Origin of the sequence: Paenibacillus sp. JZ16 (assembly GCF_015326965.1) — a bacterium.
GTDB lineage: Bacteria > Bacillota > Bacilli > Paenibacillales > Paenibacillaceae > Paenibacillus_AQ.
The window spans coordinates 6,027,649-6,047,439 of the sequence record NZ_CP017659.1 but is presented as its reverse complement, the minus strand read 5'-3'; the positions used below and the strand labels follow the sequence as shown (position 1 = coordinate 6,047,439).

20 protein-coding genes are annotated in these 19,791 nt (G+C 49.3%); 2 read left to right on the top strand and 18 right to left on the bottom strand.

Annotated features, from left to right (window positions below):
• Positions 1-58 precede the first annotated feature (58 nt).
• From BJP58_RS26980 to erm, 8 genes are all read right to left on the bottom strand, one after another.
• Positions 59-1,987 (bottom strand): PAS domain S-box protein, encoded by a 1,929-nt coding sequence (locus tag BJP58_RS26980; RefSeq protein ID WP_194541343.1) that lies wholly within the window; start codon positions 1,985-1,987, stop codon positions 59-61.
• 153 nt (positions 1,988-2,140) lie between these two features.
• Complete coding sequence (locus BJP58_RS26975) at positions 2,141-2,881, bottom strand: SDR family oxidoreductase (RefSeq protein ID WP_194541342.1); 741 nt, start codon at positions 2,879-2,881, stop codon at positions 2,141-2,143.
• Positions 2,868-3,275: a MerR family transcriptional regulator gene (locus BJP58_RS26970; protein WP_194541341.1), complete on the bottom strand. Its 408-nt coding sequence runs from the start codon at positions 3,273-3,275 to the stop codon at positions 2,868-2,870. The genes BJP58_RS26975 and BJP58_RS26970 overlap by 14 nt, the downstream gene beginning before the upstream one ends.
• A 61-nt stretch (positions 3,276-3,336) precedes the next feature.
• Entirely contained in the window at positions 3,337-4,329 is a 993-nt protein-coding gene (locus BJP58_RS26965) for a phosphotransferase family protein (RefSeq protein ID WP_336245472.1), read from the bottom strand.
• A gap of 105 nt (positions 4,330-4,434) precedes the next feature.
• Positions 4,435-5,112, bottom strand: coding sequence for a CPBP family intramembrane glutamic endopeptidase (locus BJP58_RS26960; protein WP_194541340.1), 678 nt, complete (start codon positions 5,110-5,112; stop codon positions 4,435-4,437).
• Between the two features lie 142 nt (positions 5,113-5,254).
• A complete protein-coding gene (locus BJP58_RS26955) occupies positions 5,255-5,575 on the bottom strand; it encodes a thioredoxin family protein (RefSeq protein ID WP_113058574.1) in 321 nt (106 codons plus the stop codon).
• On the bottom strand, positions 5,572-5,949 hold the full coding sequence (locus BJP58_RS26950; protein WP_071223574.1) for a MerR family transcriptional regulator: 378 nt from the start codon (positions 5,947-5,949) through the stop codon (positions 5,572-5,574). The genes BJP58_RS26955 and BJP58_RS26950 overlap by 4 nt, the downstream gene beginning before the upstream one ends.
• Before the next feature lie 124 nt (positions 5,950-6,073).
• On the bottom strand, positions 6,074-6,940 hold the full coding sequence (erm, locus tag BJP58_RS26945; protein WP_194541339.1) for a 23S ribosomal RNA methyltransferase Erm: 867 nt from the start codon (positions 6,938-6,940) through the stop codon (positions 6,074-6,076).
• A gap of 346 nt (positions 6,941-7,286) precedes the next feature.
• On the opposite strand from erm, the gene BJP58_RS26940 reads away from it, so the two are divergent.
• On the top strand, positions 7,287-7,715 hold the full coding sequence (locus BJP58_RS26940; RefSeq protein ID WP_194541338.1) for a GNAT family N-acetyltransferase: 429 nt from the start codon (positions 7,287-7,289) through the stop codon (positions 7,713-7,715).
• A 64-nt stretch (positions 7,716-7,779) separates the two neighbouring features.
• Here BJP58_RS26940 and BJP58_RS26935 read toward each other — a convergent pair whose 3' ends face one another.
• The 3 genes from BJP58_RS26935 to rlmD form a co-directional block, all read right to left on the bottom strand.
• The gene (locus tag BJP58_RS26935; RefSeq protein WP_194541337.1) at positions 7,780-8,484 is read right to left on the bottom strand and encodes a DNA alkylation repair protein; all 705 of its coding nucleotides are present in this window, start codon (positions 8,482-8,484) and stop codon (positions 7,780-7,782) included.
• Between the two features lie 204 nt (positions 8,485-8,688).
• Positions 8,689-9,264, bottom strand: coding sequence for a 50S ribosomal protein L25 (locus tag BJP58_RS26930; RefSeq protein ID WP_194541336.1), 576 nt, complete (start codon positions 9,262-9,264; stop codon positions 8,689-8,691).
• 365 nt (positions 9,265-9,629) lie between these two features.
• A complete protein-coding gene (rlmD, locus tag BJP58_RS26925) occupies positions 9,630-11,231 on the bottom strand; it encodes a 23S rRNA (uracil(1939)-C(5))-methyltransferase RlmD (protein WP_194541335.1) in 1,602 nt (533 codons plus the stop codon).
• A gap of 230 nt (positions 11,232-11,461) precedes the next feature.
• Between rlmD and BJP58_RS26920 the strand changes: the two genes are divergently transcribed.
• Positions 11,462-12,238, top strand: a complete 777-nt coding sequence (locus BJP58_RS26920) for a sporulation protein (protein ID WP_194541334.1) — start codon at positions 11,462-11,464, stop codon at positions 12,236-12,238.
• Between the two features lie 74 nt (positions 12,239-12,312).
• Here BJP58_RS26920 and BJP58_RS26915 read toward each other — a convergent pair whose 3' ends face one another.
• The 7 genes from BJP58_RS26915 to BJP58_RS26885 form a co-directional block, all read right to left on the bottom strand.
• Positions 12,313-12,987, bottom strand: a complete 675-nt coding sequence (locus BJP58_RS26915; protein WP_194541333.1) for a GntR family transcriptional regulator — start codon at positions 12,985-12,987, stop codon at positions 12,313-12,315.
• 121 nt (positions 12,988-13,108) lie between these two features.
• The gene (locus BJP58_RS26910) at positions 13,109-13,909 is read right to left on the bottom strand and encodes a Nif3-like dinuclear metal center hexameric protein (protein WP_194541332.1); all 801 of its coding nucleotides are present in this window, start codon (positions 13,907-13,909) and stop codon (positions 13,109-13,111) included.
• A gap of 110 nt (positions 13,910-14,019) precedes the next feature.
• A complete protein-coding gene (locus BJP58_RS26905; protein ID WP_194541331.1) occupies positions 14,020-15,645 on the bottom strand; it encodes an ABC transporter substrate-binding protein in 1,626 nt (541 codons plus the stop codon).
• Between the two features lie 47 nt (positions 15,646-15,692).
• Positions 15,693-16,565 carry a carbohydrate ABC transporter permease gene (locus tag BJP58_RS26900; RefSeq protein ID WP_194541330.1) on the bottom strand — a complete coding sequence of 291 codons (873 nt, stop codon included), beginning with the start codon at positions 16,563-16,565 and terminating at the stop codon, positions 15,693-15,695.
• Positions 16,566-16,578: 13 nt separating this feature from the next.
• Positions 16,579-17,544: an ABC transporter permease gene (locus tag BJP58_RS26895; protein WP_071223639.1), complete on the bottom strand. Its 966-nt coding sequence runs from the start codon at positions 17,542-17,544 to the stop codon at positions 16,579-16,581.
• Positions 17,545-18,086: 542 nt separating this feature from the next.
• Positions 18,087-19,088, bottom strand: a complete 1,002-nt coding sequence (locus BJP58_RS26890; RefSeq protein ID WP_194545077.1) for a DUF4179 domain-containing protein — start codon at positions 19,086-19,088, stop codon at positions 18,087-18,089.
• Between the two features lie 61 nt (positions 19,089-19,149).
• The gene (locus tag BJP58_RS26885; RefSeq protein ID WP_194541329.1) at positions 19,150-19,692 is read right to left on the bottom strand and encodes an RNA polymerase sigma factor; all 543 of its coding nucleotides are present in this window, start codon (positions 19,690-19,692) and stop codon (positions 19,150-19,152) included.
• Positions 19,693-19,791: the final 99 nt, after the last annotated feature.

Below are 19,791 nucleotides of genomic sequence, written 5' to 3'. Positions count from 1 at the left end.
CGTTCCTATAATTAGAATGAATAAAAGCTCAAGCGACATCACTTGAGCTTTCATCTGTTTAGGCTTGAGACATATCTCGCTCAGCCAGAAACTTATCAATAATGCCCGAGATAACATTCATGCTGACAGGCTTGCTTACATACTCATCCATGCCCATCCCTAAATATTTCTCGCGATCGCCCTTGATCGCATGGGCCGTAACGGCCACGATAAAGGGCTGTTTTTCGGATGATACCGATTCTTTAATGAGCCGGACCGCTTCCGTTCCATCCATGAAGGGCATCGAAATGTCCATGAACACGATGTCATACGGATAACGCTCGAAGGCTTCAACCGCCTCGAGTCCATTCTGGACGGTGGTCGAATGGTATCCCAGCTTCTCAATCATTTTCTTGAGGACTAACTGATTCACCTCATTATCCTCGGCAATCAAAATTTTCAGATCGTTTCCTGAGGAGTGATTCTCGTGAACGGCCCCATTCTCCTGTTGATTGACATCATTCGGCTTAAACGAAAAATCAACCGTAAACGTAAAGACAGACCCCTGCTGGTTCTGATTCTTCTCATACCAGATATCTCCGCCCATCAACTGAACGAGTTTTTTGCAGATCGCCAGACCCAGCCCCGTTCCTTCCACCTGGCGGGTCATATAGTGGTCCACTTGATAAAAGGGTTCAAATAACTGCGCAACCTTCTCACTCGGCACGCCAATGCCCGTATCCATAACGGAGAATTGGATAAGGGCCGAGTTCCCCTGGTCCTCGACACACTGCACAGCGATGGAGACGGCGCCATTAGGCGTAAATTTAATCGCATTACTAAGCAGGTTCATTAAGATCTGCCTTAGCTTTGTCACATCCCCATACACTTGATTCGGCACGTCAGAAGCTACAGAGGTGGTCACCTCAATATTTTTCTCCAGCGCCTTCGGAAGAATCAGGTTCAATGTCTCGGACAAAGCCGTTCTTAGATTAAATGTTTCCTCCACCAGCTCCGTTCTGCCCGATTCGATTTTTGAAAAGTCCAAAATATCATTGATGATGTTCAGAAGGGTTGTCCCGCTTTTCTTAATGATCTGTACATACTCCCGCTGCTCCTCATCAAGCTCTGTTTCAAGTATCAAGTCCGTCATCCCGATCACACCATTCATCGGCGTGCGGATCTCATGGCTCATCATCGCCAGAAACTCGCTCTTGGCGTTATTTGTTTTCTCGGCTGCTTCCTTCTCGATGATGAGTCTCTTCTGCTCTGTCATATCCTTGGCAATAATGTAAAAACCCACATTCTTGTTATGAATGACAATCGGTGCAAGCGTAGCTAGCACTTCAACCGTGTGTCCGTTTTTGTGATGGATAACGTTTATAGCTTTCTCGACAGCAACATAATCCGCTAAAGGAGAAAGTATACGAGCAAGATGACGTTCACCGATCAAATTGGAAATCCGGGTTCCAATTAATTCGGGAATTTTAAAACCAGTCAGCTGCTCTGCCATCTGGTTCCCGTTAATGATCCTTCCCTCCAGATTGAAGGAAATGATCGCATCATGGTTATACTTCTTCAGCGAGGTATAGCGTTCAATGCTCTCCTGGAGCCTTTGCTCGGCAACCTTGCTGTTGGTAATATCAACAATTTGCGAAATGAAAAACAAAGGAGTTTGATCCTTTTCGTCACGAACCAGAGAAACATGCATCGATGCCCAGATGCCACGGCCGTCTCTATGTACGAATTGTTTTTCCACCGCAATGGTTGAGGACGTCTCATCCAAAGATTGAAACAGCTTATCTTTATTGTTAATGCAATCAGAATAAATATAATCGGTTGCCGGCTGTGCCATCAATTCTTCTTCCGTCAAGCCAAACATTTTGCAAGCCGCAGGATTTACGCTGATCCAATTTCCATCTATCGTAACCAGGGCAATGCCAATTGGAGCACTTTTGTAGACATGTTCAAACAAAGCCTGATGGCCAAAAATGTTGATATCACTCATACTCTGCACCTCCTGATACCGATTATTATACATCAGCATCTTCGAAATGGGTCTTTTTCAGAGTATTTTTATATTGCTAATCATTAGCAGCGTCATCCATCGGTAAACCAAACAATAGATGTCATCCCTTGCATAGCGAAAATTCCCGCCACATCACCAAGCGATTCGCTGCCGCTCACGGAAATACTCCCCGCTAGGCCCATCATCCTCCATCGTCGCCAGCCAAACAGCCGTATCAGCCCCTTCGGCAACGGTTAACGGAGCATCCGCACCGCCCATATCGGTCTGAACCCGGCCCGGGCAAACCGCGTTTACCTTTATGCCGGCACCGGCTACCTCCTGCGAGACGAGGCAGGTTAACGCATTCAGCATCGTTTTGGAGATACGGTAAGCCGAGGACGACCCTTTTAAACCGTAACCATCCTGCATGATTTCGAAAGCACCAAGACCGGAAGAGATGTTTACAATACGCCCATAATGATGCTTCTTCATCAGAGGGATCGCCGCCTGCGTCATACGAAAAGCACCAAAAAAATTCGTCTCCAGCGTTTGCCGCACGACCGACTCCTCTACATCCAGCACAGAAACCCCTCGGTCCAAAATAACCCCGGCATTGTTCACCAGCACGTCAAGACGGCCGTAGTCTGATTGTATTCGCTCCATCATCCGTGCCACATCGTTGATTTCGTGGACATCCGCCACCTGCAGCTTTACATCGAGCCGGGCCGCAAGCAATTCCTGGACAGCTAACCTCCCCTTCCCTTCGTCCCGGGACGTAATGATCACCTGAAGTCCTTTGGCAGCAAGCTGCCTTGCAATCTCTTTTCCAATTCCGCGGTTGCCCCCCGTCACGACAGCAACTCGCTTCACAACCAGCCCGTCAACCTTGTTCATTACGCCGATCCCCCTTGTCCAAAATAGCTTCCCATGCCTTAATGTTCTTCTGCAAATGAATTTCCGCCTGCTTCAGCAGCTCGATCTGCAGCTGGATATCATCCAGCTTCCGCTTACCTACCTCAATCGCATTCGGAAGACATTCGATTCTGGGCTGCTCATCAAATGCACATTGGAAAAAACTCATAATCTCCTTCACCGTCAATCCCAGGCTAAAATACATCTGGATCAGCCGAACCCGCTCGATATCCGTCTCCCTATATTCACGGTAGCCATTATTCTGACGGTCCGGAGACAATAGTTCCTTCTCCTCGTAATAACGCAAGGAACGCAAACTTACGCCCGTTTTACGTGACAACTCACTAATATGCACACGCAGCAGCTCCTTTTTCATTCGGTTAACCGCATTGTAAACCATCACATGATGTGAAGGTCAATCCGGAATTTCACAAGCATCATGCAATCCACGATCTCAAGTAGTCCATGGCATAAACATAATCTTTTGCCCATTCGGAAAAAGCAAGCTGCGGATCCCAAGTAACTGCACCAATCGCTTTGGCGCATCCCCAATCCAATATACGCTGATGGAGCATATGCACTCTAAATCGATCAACAAAGCCTTCCTTATTGGCAGAACCCTGCAAGTACATCTGTACAAAATGTCGAGCTGCTTCCTGTTCCTCGAAATCCCAATACATAATCACCATCTTGGGCAAATCCGCTGCTCCATCCCCAAAATATCCGGTCGTAAAATCAAAAATGCCGCTGATTCGCCACGCCTGACGAACCGTATCATACGCTACCAGCATATTCTCTGCCTTGAAATCCCCCATAACAAAAGTGGGGGAGCAATGCTTATCGAACTCATCCGCCGAGGCACGCAGCACCTCTTCAACCCATTCCGTATCGGCTCGGGTGATCTGGGAATATTGCTTGGCATCCTGTAACCAAAACCGAATCCGGTTGTAGAGCCACTCTTTATAAGATCCCTCAAACGGGCGGATCTTTAGTGTTTGCGGGTCGAGCTCGCCATACTGATTCACTGTCCAGCCGTGCATTTCATTTAAAATGTTGGCTGCTGAAGAGGCAATATCCATTCGATCCGCTGCGCCAAGACTTGCTCTACATTGTGGATCATACATATGTACGCCATGAAGACGGGGCATGATCGCGTAACTCCAGCCGAAAATATCGCCGGACTCATCCAGCAGATACGGAGCCGATAAAGGCAGTGATGTATATTCGTGCAAATAGTCCGTATAAAATTTCTCTTCAGCGAACTGCCCTGCATAAAGGGGATTTCCCTTCAATACATAGCTTCCTTTGCTCGAGTTAATGAACAACGTCTGATTTCCTACTCCCTTAGACGTTTTCTCAGCTGAAATGAGGTTCCCTAGATTGTGTCTGTCCAGCATGGTCTGGAGCTGCTCATTCGTTACCTGACCGATGGGGTTAGTTGAGAAAAAGATCTCTGTTGTCAGTTAAAACGCCTCCTTAAAATTCCCCCTGCCTTGGCAGGCATATATTTATCCGCACACAAATTTAATCCTTCATCAGATGATCCCAAACAGCATAAATCCGATGGTGTTAATGGCAAGATTGGCAAACATATGGACCATCCAAGATGCGTAAATATTGCCGCTACGCTCATTCAACCAGTTAAACAGTAGGCCCGCGACAACCAGACCGGCGATTAATAAGAGGAATAGCCCTACCGAGAACCAGCTGGACATCATCGCAATATGGTACACGGCAAAGGCCCCGGCACTGAATAGATAAGCAAACCGTCGTCCGACCTGCTCCTTCAGCGTAAAAAAAGCAAAACCCCGGAAAAAGAACTCCTCCAGCAGTGAATTCGCAATCGATATGTAAAGGGCTACAAACACAAAATTGCCTGCGTTTACCCCCAAGTTTTCCTGTAAGGCTCCTGTTACGTTGGTGAAATCAAATAAAGGACTCAACAAAAAATATCCGCCGAGTATGATCGTGAATACGCCGAATCCCAGCAGCAAGGACATCAGGAGGCCTTTTCTCTCGAAGGTGAACAACCTCCGAAACGATACCCCGCCGGCGATCACGGCGTAACCAATCGGTAATGTCAGAAACAGGATGATCTTGATGGCGGATTTTACGGCATAATCCGGACGGATCACCGCGTCTACCAAGCTCATGGCAAGACAGCTTAGTACGATGATAGTCAGAAGAGATATGATTTTCCTTCTTGATCTCATGAAAGTATCTCCTTCGGCAGCGAATTACGGTTGCTATATAAGAATTCGATACACGGCGTATAATGCCCTCTTCCTCAATAGAAAACGCCTCTGTGTCATCAAACAACAGAGGCGTTTTCGCTCAATCAATCTATATTCGATTCTATGAGACATAACGGCCTAGCGCCGCTTGGTACACACTCTTAGGTCGAAGTCCAATCAGTTTGTCTGCCGGTTCTCCGTTATGAAACACGATCACCGTCGGCATGGACATAATACCGAATTGAGCGGCAAGCTCCGGGGATTCGTCACAATCCACCTGATAGACATCCAGGCGACCCGCTTCTTCCTGACTCAGCTCTTCCAGAATGGGTAGCAGCACCTTGCACGGCGGGCACCATGTGGCTCCAAATTCAACCAGAGTGACTCCATTCTGTTTAATCGCGTCTTGAAAGCTGGCTGCATCTATTCGTGGTAAACTCATTTGCATTCCTCCGCTTCTTCCGATTCTCGTTCCTCCAGAATCGATTGCATGCGTTCCTCCAGATTCATCTTGATATGGTTCAGCTGGTGGATTTGCGCATCGATCTCTGCAATTTTTTGACGAAAAATCGGAAACACTTCCGCGCAAAACGCCTCTTTATTTTTCAAGACGCAATGCAGGAAACCCGCGATCTGCTCGGTGGACAATCCCAGATTCAAATATAACTGGATGGTACGCACCTGTTCTTCTGCGAGAATCGAATACTCCCGGTACCCGTTCTCGTTGCGAACCGGCATAAGCAATCCTTGCTGTTCGTAGTATCGAAGCGAACGGATGCTGACGCCTGTACGGGCTGCAAGTTCTCCGATTTTCATGCTTTTTCGCCTCCTGGATGAACGATTCGATTTCATTGTAAACCCTGACACTAGTGTCAGGGTCAAGCGAATTCTGCGAACATTTTATAAATGATCGTATTAGAAACGACGGATATCCCCGTTATTATTCTCTTTTTTTGGATTTCCCTTTAGAGCTTGCAGTTAATTTGGGCCAACGGTTCGAAGGCACATGCTGGAGCATCGTATGGAATACAGTCCCCCACTGCTCTTCGTTCAGCCTCCCGATGGGGAGCTCCCGATCCACCCCCAGCATTCGGACCAGCTTCGTAATCTGAGGAGGCGTGAACACACCCGCCAGAGACGCGAATAACGGCAGCCTCGGGTCCCGCAATCCGTAGGCTGCCAGCGCTCTAAACTTCGGTTGATGCTGCGTGGCAATGAGCGGCTTTTTCCTCCGGTTGATGGCTAGAATAGCGGAATCCACTTTGGGAGGCGGCGCAAAATGTTGAGGCGATACGGTCCGCACGAGCCGTATGTCATAATGCATCCTCCAGCTTAAGATACGCGGATCTTGAACCGGAACTGCCGTAAAACGTTTGGCTGCCCCCTTCTCCACAAGCAGCACGGCTCGCTGCAGCGGCACGCCGGGATGATCCAGCAGCTTCGCCATGATCGCTGTGGTGATCGAATACGGAATATTCGCCACGACGGCAAACGGACTTTTCGGAAGATGAACCTCCAGGAAATCAGACGGGTTAACGCGAATGTTGCTGCCATCTTTTATCTTGCTGAACAGTTTATCAATAAACGCCGGATCTGTCTCGATCGCGAGCACGTGTGCCGCCTTCTCTGCCAGCGGAAAGGTTAATGCCCCTGTGCCCGCCCCGATATCGAGAACGGTATCGGTGGATTGGATCCGGGCCAAATCGATCATCTCATGAATCAGCCGTTTGCTGATTAATAAATGCTGAGCGGAAAAGTTAGACGGTTTCTTCGGCTTTTTCCGACTATTTTTATTATGTTTAAACACAAAAAAGCACCTCATTCATTCGTATAGTAATGAAAAAGGCACAGCACAAATAATCCTTCGCATTTTTACATGAAAATGGATGGATCTAGATGTTCTGTACCATCATTAACGAATACGTATGAATGCGATGCAACACATGTAAGGACAATCCTCCCTTAGATGAAGCGAATCAAATAACAACCTCAGTATAGCATAGGCATCCCGTTGCCTCACGGGTACATTCTTTTAAAAAGATTTTTTACCGCCGATCCACTCGAAAGCTATGATATCTTGAGAAGGATAGGAATAAACCGATTTCGTATCCTACACATACCACAGATCTGGCATACCAGAAGGAGCAAACCTTATGCAAATTTATTTTACTAATGAAACTGCAGAATCAAACAGCGCCGACATAAATTACGTAAGGAACCAAATGATTAAGTATAATCTCAAGCATTTCCCAGACGACTTAAAGGGCCGTTATGAGGAAGTAAACCTATTGTTGAGGAATGCGGACGGTCAGATTTTGGGCGGAATTGTGGGGGAAATATGCTGGAACTGGCTGGAGATCCACTACTTGTTCGTGGATGAAGCTTTCCGTAAATCGGCGTACGGCGCCAAGCTGTTAAACGAGGCGGAAAAAATAGCGAAAGAGAAACAATGCGAGTTTGTTAAATTGGATACATTGAGCTTCCAAGCCTTGGATTTTTACATCAAGCAGGGGTATGAGGTATATGGCCAGATCGAGAATGCCGGACGGCATACGCATTACTATATGAAAAAGGATATTTAAAAGAAGGCAGCAAAACACCGCCTTCTATAGGTCTTCCATCAAATCCGCCGATTAAAAACATGGTTTAACATCTCACATACTTGCGTTTAAAACCTAGTTTCCCTCTCTCGACTTCTTTCCTAATATTTTCGGAAGCGTTCAGGAACTTGCTCTTATTGTCCCGCTTCATTTCTACCGGTCCTACGGCCTTTGCGGTCTCAACCGCCTTATCATGAAGCGGCAAATAGGAGATGGCTGCAGTGTACATGAAATTATTCATTGCGGATTTCGTTCGGTCCGGAGACTCGTGAATGGTCTTTTCCACCAGTTCGAGCATGGCCGAGATTTTGCTCTCCGGGAACTCACGATCCGGTCTGCTGCCGAGCAGCCAGCAGTAACAGCTCCACCCCGCCGACATTCTGAGCTCTTCGCCGCTTGCGATCCATTGATCGGCAACGTCTTGCGCAATATCTGCCTCTGCCAACGTTACGGCAACCACATAATCGGACAGCATATAAAAATAGGCCGCATCCATCCAGCGATTATAATCCGCTGCCGTCATCGCTTTAGGGTCTGCAATGATGCCGGCAAAGTACATGGCGTCGTAGTTCCCGGTGGCATAAAGCTGCTCAGCCAGTTGCTGATTGATTTTAATTTTCTTGGCCATCGGCTTCATGGCACCTGTCGCCACGCCAAAGAGCGGTTCACGCGCCCCATTGGACAGATACATTTTCTTGAGCCGTTCCTTGCCTAGCGCTTCAAGCTCCGCCATAACGGATTCTGCATTCATGGTTCGACACTTCCTTCATTGGCTTAGTATGCAGCTGCCGAATAAGCGACAGACCGCAGTTCACATGACTTGAGTGTACAATAATAATGACGGACAAGCCTAGTCTCACTTGATGGAAAGTTCCGGATTCTGATCAAATTTTACGCAAAAAACCGGCGATCGCTTCCCGATGGAGTATCGGGAAGTAATCGCCGGCAGCAGAAATTACATAGCCTCCGGTTGCTCCGACTGGACTTTCGGTGTCACCACCGACACGAGCAGTTCGTTTGCCGAAGAGATCAGCACGACCCCGTCGGGCAGTTTAAGATCCCCGACGTGTAAGGAATTCCCGATATCCAGTTCGCTGATATCAACTGGAATGATGGCAGGAATACGGTCAGGGAAAGACTCAATCTCGATGAACGTGCTTTGAATTTGGACGACGCCTCCAAGTTTGGCTCCCTTGGCGGCGCCGATGTAATCGAGATTTACTCTCGTCCGAACAACTTCATTTATATTGATGCGCAAAAAGTCGACATGAATGTATTCACGAGTAATTGGATCACGCTGAACGGACTCCAGCAAAACCGGAAGCGGCTCCCGATCGTCAAAATGGAGCTCAAGGATTCCTCCCTTGCCGTTCCTTGCCCATTTGCCGAATTCTTTGGTGGACAGTTGAATCATCATATTGTTTTCCCCTGTGCCAAATACAACCGCCGGAATTCGTCCCGAAAGACGAAGCTGCTTAAGTCCAGTTTTGTTCATCGCGGCGCGCGTTTCTGCTCGTAAATTTACTCTCATCTCAACAACACTCCTCAGATTATCGTTATTTGGGTGCACTCTCCATCGATCGTCCATAATGAACTACGGATTTCTCCCCCCGTAGCGGGGAAATCAGGAGCACCATTGCATCACCTCCAGATAGACATTTAATGTAAAACGGCTATAAATATGCGAGAAGGCACCTCGTCCCAAGGGAACGAAATGCCTAATTACTTGCTACCATATCATAGAAAATGAGTGTTGTCGACCGAAGCGGACTGGAATTGGTCAATATTCACTACAAACGGTCTTGTTCCATAATCTTGTAATGTGATGTCTCAAGTGTCCTGCTATAACAATGAAAAAAGAGGGGCTCTTTCGCCCCTCTTTGCAATATCTCCGCTTTAATTGTCTTTCCTGATCAACAGCGTTACCGCCTCCACATGGCTTGTCTGCGGGAACATGTCGACCGGCTGCACCCAATCGAGCTCATAACCGCCGTCAAGCAGCACCTTGCAATCTTTCGCCAAGGTCGAGGGATTGCAGGATACGTATACAAACCGCTTCGGCTTGGTGCGGAGCACCGTCTCCAGGAAGCGCGAGTCCAGGCCGGTACGCGGCGGGTCGGCAATGATGACGTCCGGCTTCAAACCCTCCTTGATCCAGCGCGGCAGCAGTTCCTCTGCCTGACCGACGTGAAAGCTCGCATTAGCCCGTCCGTTTCGCTGCGCATTGGCCTTGGCATCCTCGACGGCTTCGGGGATCGTCTCGATCCCGCGCACCTCCTGGGCATAAGGCGCAAGCCACAGGCCGATCGTGCCCGTTCCGCAGTAGGCGTCGATGACGGTTTCCTTCCCCGTCAATCCGGCTGCCCCCCGGACCGACTCATACAGCTTGACCGTCTGCTGCGGATTCAGCTGGAAGAACGCTCTGGGCGACAGCGAGAATTGCAGGTCACTCAGCGATTCCTGCATGCTCTCGGCTCCCCAGAGCGAGATTGTCCGGTCTCCGAAGATGAGTGAGGTTTTCTTGGGGTTAATATTGAGTGAAATCCCGCTCACCTCCGGAATGGTAAGGCGCAGCATGCGAACGAGATCCTCCTGCCTTGGCAGCTTGCTTCCGGCCGTCACCAGCGTCACCTGAAGCTCCCCGGATTGGAAGCCGTGACGAACCACAATCGTCCGAACGCCGTCCTTGTTTCCATTCTCCTTGTGCAGCGGAATCCGCAACTCTTCGAGGACGGATTTGACCTTCTCCACCGCTTCATTCACCTTCGGATGCTGAATCGGGCAGCCGCTAATGTCCACAATCGTATGGCTGTCCGCTTCATAGAGCCCTGCGATCACTTCGTGGCCCTTCCGTTTCAGCTGAAGCTGCGCTTTGTTCCGGTAATTCCATGGGTGCTCCATGCCGAGGATCGGCTTAAACTTCACATCGTCCCGTCCTGCATACCGGCTGAACGCCTCACGCACAATATCCGTCTTAGCCTGCAGCTGTCCCTCATAGGAGATATGCTGAATTTGGCAGCCGCCACAGATGCCGAATACCGGACAAGGAGGTTCTATCCGGTAAGGCGATCGCTTCTCCACTTCTACCAGCTGTGCCTTGATAAATTTAGGCTGGACCTCTTTCACCTCGGCTTTGACAACTTCGTTCGTGATTGCTCCGTCAATAAACACCGCCTTGCGGCGGTAATAACCGACCCCTTCGCCGTTAATGCCAAGCCGTTTGATCGTAACGACAATAATGTCGCCTGCTTGCAGCTCATCTGCGTGCTCACGTCCGGATGAAGGCCGTGGCCCGCGTACTCCTTGCTTATATTTATCGGACGGTTTCGCCTTCGAATACGATGAAGCCGATAACGAATCCTTGTTCTTCCTATGTTCGCGCTTAAAAGCCGGCTTGGCCCCTGTTTGGTTCGCAGCCGCCTTATCACCCGGCTTCTTTCCGTATGCCGTTGATTTGTTATTTTTGGTTCCTTGTCCGGAACGTTGTTGTTCGCTCATGCCTTGAATGCTCCATCCTTAATGGTATCGTGTCCAATATACCATGCCGAACCTGCGAATGCTAACGGGCTGTACTCTTTTTCCTGATTTCATGGCTATTCTTCAGCTTCCAGGGAGTCAATATCTTCACTACGTAAACTGCAAAAAAATATTTTTGCAATTCGGAAACCAGAGGCAATCTTCCAGCGTATAATTCCATTATCATACATTCTCTTATGGAGGTATCTTTTATGTCGTTTTTTAACAAAATGCTAGCCAGTGTAGGAATTGGAGCAGCCCAGATCGATACGCATCTCGAAAAATCCTCCTATTATCCAGGTGAAGAAGTACGCGGCGTCATTCACATTAAAGGAGGAAACGTAGAGCAGACGGTCGACCGTATTTACTTGAAAGTGATGACGGAATACACCAGGGAAAGCGACGACAAGAAGTACATAGAATCCTATACCCTTGCCAAAATCAATGTCTCCAGCCGCCTCACGTTAAAGCCTGGCGATCAACAAGAAATACCATTCTCTTTTGCCCTGCCGCTGGAAACGCCGCTCACCATTTCGCGGCAGCCGGTATGGATCCATACCGGCCTTGATATCGACAATGCCATCGATCCGAAGGACCGTGATTTTATCGACGTTGAACCGGACGAAGGCGCATCCGTTGTTTTTGACGCCGTGGAAGAACTTGGCTTCAGCTTCAAAATGGCCACATGTGAATATCACCCGAGATTAGGCCAGGGCGTTCCTTTTGTGCAAGAAATTGAATTTTATCCTGGCTCCTCTTATGCCGGCCATATCAAAGAGCTTGAATTGATTCTGTATCCGGAGCAGGAAGGGATTTCCGTCCTGGTCGAAGTCGACCGCAGAGGCAGAGGGGTATCGGGCTGGCTCCAGCGATCCCTTGATATGGATGAACAGCACTCCTGGGTTACCCTGGATCAACAGGATCTGGAGCAAGGACCATCTCATGTGGCTCAAATTCTTGACGGTGTTATCCGCAGATCGATCCAATGAAAAAAATGGCCCGCAAGGCTGGTCACTTGATCCCAAGTGACTCTCCTGCGGGTCATTATTTTTAATAAAGCTTGTTAAATAAAATAATGCGGATACTTCTCGCGTAAAATATCCTGCTCCACAACGACAAGACGCAGATGGCGCTCCATTACGTTCATGGCCTGCTCCGCTTGTTTATTAACGATCAGTTGATACATTTCCTTATGCTGCGAGATAATATTCTCCCAGTTGGAGTCCTTCGACAGGCGAAGCAGCCGCAAGCGGTTGAAATGAATGTTCAGTTGCTGCAGCATCTTCCAGGTCCGTTCTTTGCCTGTACCCTCAAACAGAATTTGATGGAACTCCTCGTCCAGCTCAAACAGCTTATAGAAATTATGGTTTCCCGCGCATATGTCCTGAAGCGCAATATTGGTTTCCAGACGGAAACGGAACTCTTCGGGGAAAAATTCGCAGGCGAGCGCCACGATTTCCTTCTCGATCTTCTCCCTAATAAACCGGCCTTCCTCAACATGCTTGAGATTAATACGGGATACGATTGTCCCGCTTTGCGGAATAATGTCGAGCAGTTCCTCCTCGGCAAGCTTCATGAACGCTTCCCGGACCGGCGTTCGGCTGACGTTCAATTCATCCGCAATTTCCTTTTCCGAGATTTTCGTACCCGGCTCCAGCTCCAGATGGAATATCCGGTCTTTCAGCAGCTGATAGGAATACTCCCTGGTAGAGCCTTTAATCTTTTGCTCTGTTGACATATGTCGTTACCTCTTTCTCTTATGCTCAAGTGTTCTTTTTGCTTACGTTATAAAATTCGGCTGATCGCATCGCTTTCTATGCGGATGGCTCTTCCGATACCGCTTGAAGTTATTTCTCCCTCTATATTACCTGAATCAAGGGCACGGGCGGTATATAATGTACGGGAATCTGCGGAAAAAGCTCCCGGAGCAGCTTGGCCGCACAGGCCATACCGGGCTCCTCGCTGGCGGCATGACCAAGCAGAAGCATGGACGGGTTCCGGCCTTGAGCCACTGCATCGCCGATATATTCGGGTGTCTCCCATTCCGGGCCTTCGCCGGCGATAAGCAGATCCAGCCGCTCATTCACGCAGAGAGGAATAGCATGCGCGCCGCCGCCACGGTAGCCGACGGTTATGCCGATTCTGGAGCATATTCCGCTTCGATTCCCCACATAACGAAGATACGGAAGATTCAGTTTTCTTTTTATATCTTCTGCAATCTCCTGAACTGTCAGTTCTCCGGGCAGTGTGACTAGGGCAGCTGTAGGAAGGTACGTATCGATATAGGGCTCCCAGTCCAGTGCCTGAACCAATCCCTGTGTGATCATATCGGGAACATACCTGTGAGGCGCATCATGAAACCGGTAAATCGCCAGATTGCCGGAATGGATCAGATCTATTTTATCCTGGTGGACAGAACTCGCCTGCATCCCATCCACTCCATCCTCATGGTGGCTGTAAAAGATCCCCTCATGGGTGATCACAAGGTTAGCTCCCGCCTGTACGGCTCTCTGCAAAACCGAAAACGAGGCGGCGAACGTGACGGCGATGCCGTGAACGATGGCATCCGCGCTTCCGGCTACAACCCCGTCCACCGTGGATTCAAGGCGTCCCGCTGGTTCGGTTAATCGGTTGATTACGTCTTGAACGGTCACACTCAATTTAGAACAACCTCCTTGTCGTCTACAGTGCAGGATGGAACATCGCGACCGTCCGAACTTCCAAACAGGCTGCCTTTCCATAAAGAAACGGCAGCCTGTCGATCCGTTGGTTATTGTTGCTCTTTATATTTTTTATAAGTCTTATTCGCAATCTCCAGGTATTGTCCTACGCCCTGGCTATCCAGCTCCTTCACGAACTTGTCGTACTCGGCAAGATCGCGATCGCCCAGAATGAACTTCAGCGTGTTCTGATCCGTGTAGTCCTTCAGCGGCGTGCTCAAAAGCGTCACTCGCTCGCGTTCTTCAACCGAGTACGGAATCGGCGGCTCCGGCTTCACGACAGTTTTTGTTTCGCTCATGCTCTTCTGGAACTGCTGCTCTTCCTCGCTGAACATGGATTGAAGCAGCTCCGTCGTGCCGCCGTACGCAAACACGCCGCCCGAGAAGCCGTGCTCGATCCGCAGATCCTTCGTGCCCTTCGGATTCAATCCGTTGTAGTTAATGTCGTCCATCAGCTTGCGCACGCCGCCTTCCTTGGTATACGTTACGCCTTCGACGCCCCACTTCGTAAATTCCTGTCCCTCGTCGCTGTAATAGAGCCAGTCGATAAACTGCAGGATGGCTTTAAAATGCTCGCTCTCTTTCACTTTGGAAGTGATCATCACCCCGTTCTCGAGTCGGCTGCCGGACATCAGCTGGCCTGCCGGGCCGCCGGGAACCGTGATTTTGCTGATCGCATACTTGCCTTCGCCCAGCGTTTTGTCCATATCATTGCGATGCTGGACCACGGTCTGGGAGTTGCCGTTAATGATGAAGGATTTGCCGGTCACGAACTTTTGCACGGCCTGATCGTCATCCTGGGTAAAGCTCTCTTTGTCCAGCAATCCTTCATCCACCAGCTTATGGAAGTAGGCCAACATGTCCTTATATTCATCCGTTGCCGCCGTGTACACAAATTCATCCGTATCTTCCTTATACGTAAGTCCGCTGCCGTAGCCCCATCCGCCTTTGGTGCCGAAGCCCGTAGCCGCGATGTTCAGCGTACTGTTGAATTTGAAGCGATCGGAGAACGGCGTAATGTCCGGGTACTCCTGCTTCAACTGCTTCATCGCCGTATACAGCTCATCCCAGGTGGTCGGAATTGCGATGTTATGCTTTTCGAAAATATCCGTGCGCACGATCAGCGTATAGTCCGGCCACACCGCTTCATGGAGGCCCGGGAGCACATAATATTTTTTGTCCTCCTGGCGAAGCCCTTCCAGTTCGCTTTCCATGTCCCATTTCTCGATCTTGTCCTTGAAGTTCGGCATCAGATCAATATAATCACTGATCGGAAGAATCGCACCGGAAGCCACGAACGCGGATTCCTCCCCGGGGTAAGTCTTCGGAATGACCAGCGGCGCATCGCCGGAGCTGATCAGCAGACTGCGCTTTTGGCTGTAATCGCTCATCGGCACGATCGTCGGCTTCAAGGTCACGTTCGTCATTTCTTTTATTTTAGCAAAAAGCATCCAGTCCTGCTTGTAAGGATACGCCGGCTGGTCGCTGTAGAGGATGGACAGATCGAATGGCTCCGTCGCCTTGAACGTATCGCCTACGGCGTAGGTTTCCATCGCGCCCTTATCCTGGATTTCGGCCTCTTTGCCGCCTGTCTTGTCGGTACACGCCGCCAAGATCGCAACGATTAACGATAGCAATAAAGCTTTGCCGGCAAACGATCGATGACTCTTTTTCACTTTCTCATTCCCCCCATGATATCAATAAAATGTCCTTACGGATGGTCCTATTGCTTTACGGAGCCCAGCATGATGCCGGTTACGAAATAACGTTGCACGAACGGATAAATCGTCAATATCGGCAAAATGGTCAGCACCATGGTCACCGATTTGATATTGGCGGATATCTGCGTCAGGTTATCGGCCGAGGTAGCACCGGCGGAGGTCACGCCCGTTGCGCCCGCTATCATGTTGCGCAAATAGATCGTAACCGGGAAGAGCTCCTTCTGATCCAGGTACAGGAAAGCCGGAAACCAGGAGTTCCAGTGCCCGACGGCATAGAAGAGAACCATGGTCGCGATGACCGCTTTGCTTAAAGGAAGCACGATTCGGAACAGCATGCCGTACGTGTTCAAGCCGTCAATGGCCGCGGCTTCCTCCAGCTCTTCCGGCATATTTTCAAAAAAGGATTTCATGATGAGCATGTTATATATGCTGATGGCTCCCGGGATTACGATGGCCCAGATCGAGTTGCTGAAGCCCAGGCTGTTAATGAGCACATAGTTCGGGATCAGCCCCCCGTTGAAGAACATCGTGAACACGGCAAACATCGTCAGGAACTTGCGTCCTACCAGCCTTTTCTTGGACAGGGCGTAAGCAAAAATCGTCGTTAAGAACATCGATATCGCGGTGCCGACCACGCTGTACACGACGGTGTTTTTGTAATTCGTCCAGAACATGGCGTCATTGGTGACGGTTTTGTAGGTATCGAGATTGAAGCCCCTCGGAATCAGGTTCACCTTCCCTGAATTGATGTACGACTCGCCGCTGAAGGATTGAGCGACCACGTTCAGGAAGGGATACAGCGTGATGAAGACAACGAACAGCAGAATGATGGCATTGCACACTTTGAACACCTTATAGGATCTTGACTCCTTCATAACCGCTCCCTCCTTACCATAAGCTTCGATCCGTCAGTCTTCGCGAGATCGCATTCACGGAGAATACCAATATAAGTCCGATTATGGATTCGAACAGTCCAATGGCCGTGGCATAACTGAAGTTGTTCGATACGAGACCGACCCGATACAGGTACGTCGAGATCACATCAGCCGTCTCATATATAACCGGATTGTACAGCAGCAATATTTTCTCGAACCCTACCGCCAGGAATGCCCCCATGTTCAGGATCAGCAGCGTCACAATCGTCGGCAGGATGCCCGGAATCGTGACAAACAGCGTTTGCTTCCAGCGGTTGGCCCCGTCGATCCTTGCCGCCTCGTACAGCGATTCATCAATCGTCGTTAATGCGGCCAGATACAGGATCGCGCCCCAGCCCATGCCCTGCCAGATTTCCGACGAGATATAGATCGCCCGGAACCACTCGGCCCGCTGCATGAAATTGATTCGTTCCCCGTTAAAGAACTCCACGAGCGAGTTAACGGAGCCGTTGACCGACGTCAATTGCAGGATCATCCCGGCAACGATGACGATGGACAGAAAGTGCGGGAGATAAGAAGCCGTCTGAACGAATTTCTTGAATCGCCTGCTCTTCACCTCATTCAGCAGCAGCGCAAAGATGATGGGTACCGGAAACGTAAAGAGCAGGGATAACGCACCGAGCAGCAGGGTATTCTTGAATACGTTCCAGAACGCCGGGTCATGGATAAACATGTTGAAATAGTGCAGTCCTACCCATTTCTCCCCATAGATGCTTCCTCCGGGCATAAATCGCCTGAAAGCGATCACGTTGCCAATCATCGGTCCATATTTAAAAATGAGCAGGTACATGACCGGCAAAATCAATAGGGAATACAGCTGCCAATCCTTCCGGACCAGGGCAGCGACGGTTTTAAGTTTGGATGGCTTCTTGGCCGCTTTCACGGCTGGCAAGGAATGATGCGCAACTTTTGGCTCCATCGACGTAATTCACTCCAATCCGTATGGCCTCTTCTCATACCTCTTTCGTCATGGAATATGGCCGTGTTTCATGATCCAGCTCCATTCAGTACTCACGAAGAAATCGCTTTCAATTATTGTGGCTATAAGCAGGTTGCAGCGTTACGGCAGGTAATATCCTCCCTTATATTGATCCCCCCTTCAATATTAAGCGCTTACAATATTGGTTTTACCAATAGACTTCCGTATCTTGAACGTTATACCGACAAAGTGACCCAGCTGCCTCTCCCACCTATGTTGAGAGTTGCGTTTCACCATACTAGTATAACTAGTATGGTAGTTGGTTTCATTTTAATGGACGTTTTCTCCAATTTCAATACATTTTTTTCTCATGAATCATATTTCGGTCCGAAGCCTCAAAAAAACCGTAAGCGTATTTAGGCTATGGCCTGATGCGTTTACGGCTTTCGGATTCCATTCCTGCTGAGGTGTTGATCAAGTAAAAGGGCAGAAGTCATCACTTCTGCCCCTTGTGATTCCTCCTGCCACCTATATATCTATATTTACTTCAGCTCCGTCACGTTGCCGTCAATGCTGATGCTTTTGATGTCCACATCCCCCAGAAAAACGAGGTTGTTCTTGCTGTCCAAATTATACAGCCACTGAAACCCGCTCTTTGTGGTACTTGTCGAACTGGCATGAAGCATCAGTTCTGATCCGTCAGCGGCGATAACCTTAACCTCCGGCGTATACTCCGGCAGTTTATCCAGCTCACCATCGGTACGCTTGCCTTCGATAGCTACACCGATGGAAGAGACACTAATAGTACTGAGAGACAGTGCCTCCTCACCCTCATCGATCGCCAGATTCAGACTCTGCTCTCTCTGCTTCCCGGGAGAAATGGTGAATTGAACATCCCAAGGGCCTTCAACGGCTTGGGTGTTGTCCGCTGACGTGATTCGATCGGCTGTGATCCGTGCCTTAAGCCCGTCGAGGTCATTCATCGCATCCATCTCAAATACGCCGACAAGCTTTTTGTTATCCTCAAGAAGCTGCTGCCCCACCATATAACTCACATCATGTTCCGTTTTCAGTTCAAGTAGGGGGATCGAAACACCCTCGGGGAATGGCGTGCCATCCTCTTTCATGAAGCTGACCACCAAATAACCGCTGTTGCCGACATAAACCCCTTCTTCCACATTCATGGTTACCCCGGACGCGGTATCTGTCCCTTGTATAGGTGATCGTTCGTCTTCCGCAATGGACGCGGATTGACCGAAGAACTGCTTCAAGCTATCCATGTATTGGCTCGCAAATGCGGTCGTGCTAAGTATCATAATCATCGCGGCAGCGATAACGATACTGGCTTTATATTTTTTCACTTTCCTGTTTTTAAACATCATCGTTTCCTCCTCTTGAATACGGTTCATCGCTCGATTCTTGATGCGTTCCATACTGATTTGCTGTGTCAACTCGCGTTCCTCTTCCTCCGTAAGGAGAAGATTCTCCAGCTCCTGATTGTCGATATTGGCCATGATATCTACAATTCGCCGCTTCACTTGCATCCATCCCCTTTCGCTATCGATTCGAAGCTTCACTCCTATAGACACGGTCCTTATAGAAATCCTACGGATTCTCGGTTTCATAATGAATGCGCAGTTTGTCCTTTGCCCGGCGGATCCGGGCCGTGACGGCTTTCTCCTGCATATTCAGCCTGCTTGCAATATCTCGGACTTTCTCCAAATAGAAGTACCTGCGGATGAAGATTTCGCGATCCGGTTCCCCCATATCCTGGACCATGCCGCTAATCGCTTCCTTCTCCTGCCGCAGAATAGCCAATGCCTCTGCAGAAGGACAAGAAACCGCATCATCTTCCAATTCGGATTCAATGACCCGCTGTCTTTTTCGCAAAACATTCAAGGTATGATTACGCGCGGCTATGGCCAGATAAGGCTTGAGGCTATCTCCGCGCAGCATGATTTTGGGCCCGTCTGTCCACAGCTTGACCAGCACGTCCCCGGTGATTTCCTCCACATCGTAGGAATTAAACCGTCCACCGGCCACTTTAGCGACCACCGCGGCTATGTAGCGTGAATAGCGGTCAACCAATGTTTCAAAACACCGCGGATCTTTCTGCGCAAGCCCGTCCAACAATGTCCGATCCTCCATGGATCCTCCCCCTTTATATCCATCTCTTTTGGTTGAACCAAGCCATAGATCCGGTGCTACTATATAAGACACCTTTAATTCCGGAAACCCTACACATCT

Bases quoted from the DNA above. Each gene is read 5' to 3' on its own strand.
- BJP58_RS26915 (WP_194541333.1), bottom strand. From the start codon at position 12,987: ATGTCAACAGAGCAAAAGATTAAAGGCTCTACCAGGGAGTATTCCTAT.
- BJP58_RS26890 (WP_194545077.1), bottom strand. From the start codon at position 19,088: ATGCAAGTGAAGCGGCGAATTGTAGATATCATGGCCAATATCGACAAT.
- BJP58_RS26970 (WP_194541341.1), bottom strand. From the start codon at position 3,275: ATGAAAAAGGAGCTGCTGCGTGTGCATATTAGTGAGTTGTCACGTAAA.
- BJP58_RS26930 (WP_194541336.1), bottom strand. From the start codon at position 9,264: ATGAGAGTAAATTTACGAGCAGAAACGCGCGCCGCGATGAACAAAACT.
- BJP58_RS26960 (WP_194541340.1), bottom strand. From the start codon at position 5,112: ATGAGATCAAGAAGGAAAATCATATCTCTTCTGACTATCATCGTACTA.
- rlmD (WP_194541335.1), bottom strand. From the start codon at position 11,231: ATGAGCGAACAACAACGTTCCGGACAAGGAACCAAAAATAACAAATCA.
- BJP58_RS26955 (WP_113058574.1), bottom strand. From the start codon at position 5,575: ATGAGTTTACCACGAATAGATGCAGCCAGCTTTCAAGACGCGATTAAA.
- BJP58_RS26935 (WP_194541337.1), bottom strand. From the start codon at position 8,484: ATGAATGCAGAATCCGTTATGGCGGAGCTTGAAGCGCTAGGCAAGGAA.
- BJP58_RS26950 (WP_071223574.1), bottom strand. From the start codon at position 5,949: ATGAAAATCGGAGAACTTGCAGCCCGTACAGGCGTCAGCATCCGTTCG.
- BJP58_RS26920 (WP_194541334.1), top strand. From the start codon at position 11,462: ATGTCGTTTTTTAACAAAATGCTAGCCAGTGTAGGAATTGGAGCAGCC.
- BJP58_RS26885 (WP_194541329.1), bottom strand. From the start codon at position 19,692: ATGGAGGATCGGACATTGTTGGACGGGCTTGCGCAGAAAGATCCGCGG.
- BJP58_RS26940 (WP_194541338.1), top strand. From the start codon at position 7,287: ATGCAAATTTATTTTACTAATGAAACTGCAGAATCAAACAGCGCCGAC.
- BJP58_RS26980 (WP_194541343.1), bottom strand. From the start codon at position 1,987: ATGAGTGATATCAACATTTTTGGCCATCAGGCTTTGTTTGAACATGTC.
- BJP58_RS26895 (WP_071223639.1), bottom strand. From the start codon at position 17,544: ATGGAGCCAAAAGTTGCGCATCATTCCTTGCCAGCCGTGAAAGCGGCC.
- BJP58_RS26900 (WP_194541330.1), bottom strand. From the start codon at position 16,565: ATGAAGGAGTCAAGATCCTATAAGGTGTTCAAAGTGTGCAATGCCATC.
- BJP58_RS26975 (WP_194541342.1), bottom strand. From the start codon at position 2,881: ATGAACAAGGTTGACGGGCTGGTTGTGAAGCGAGTTGCTGTCGTGACG.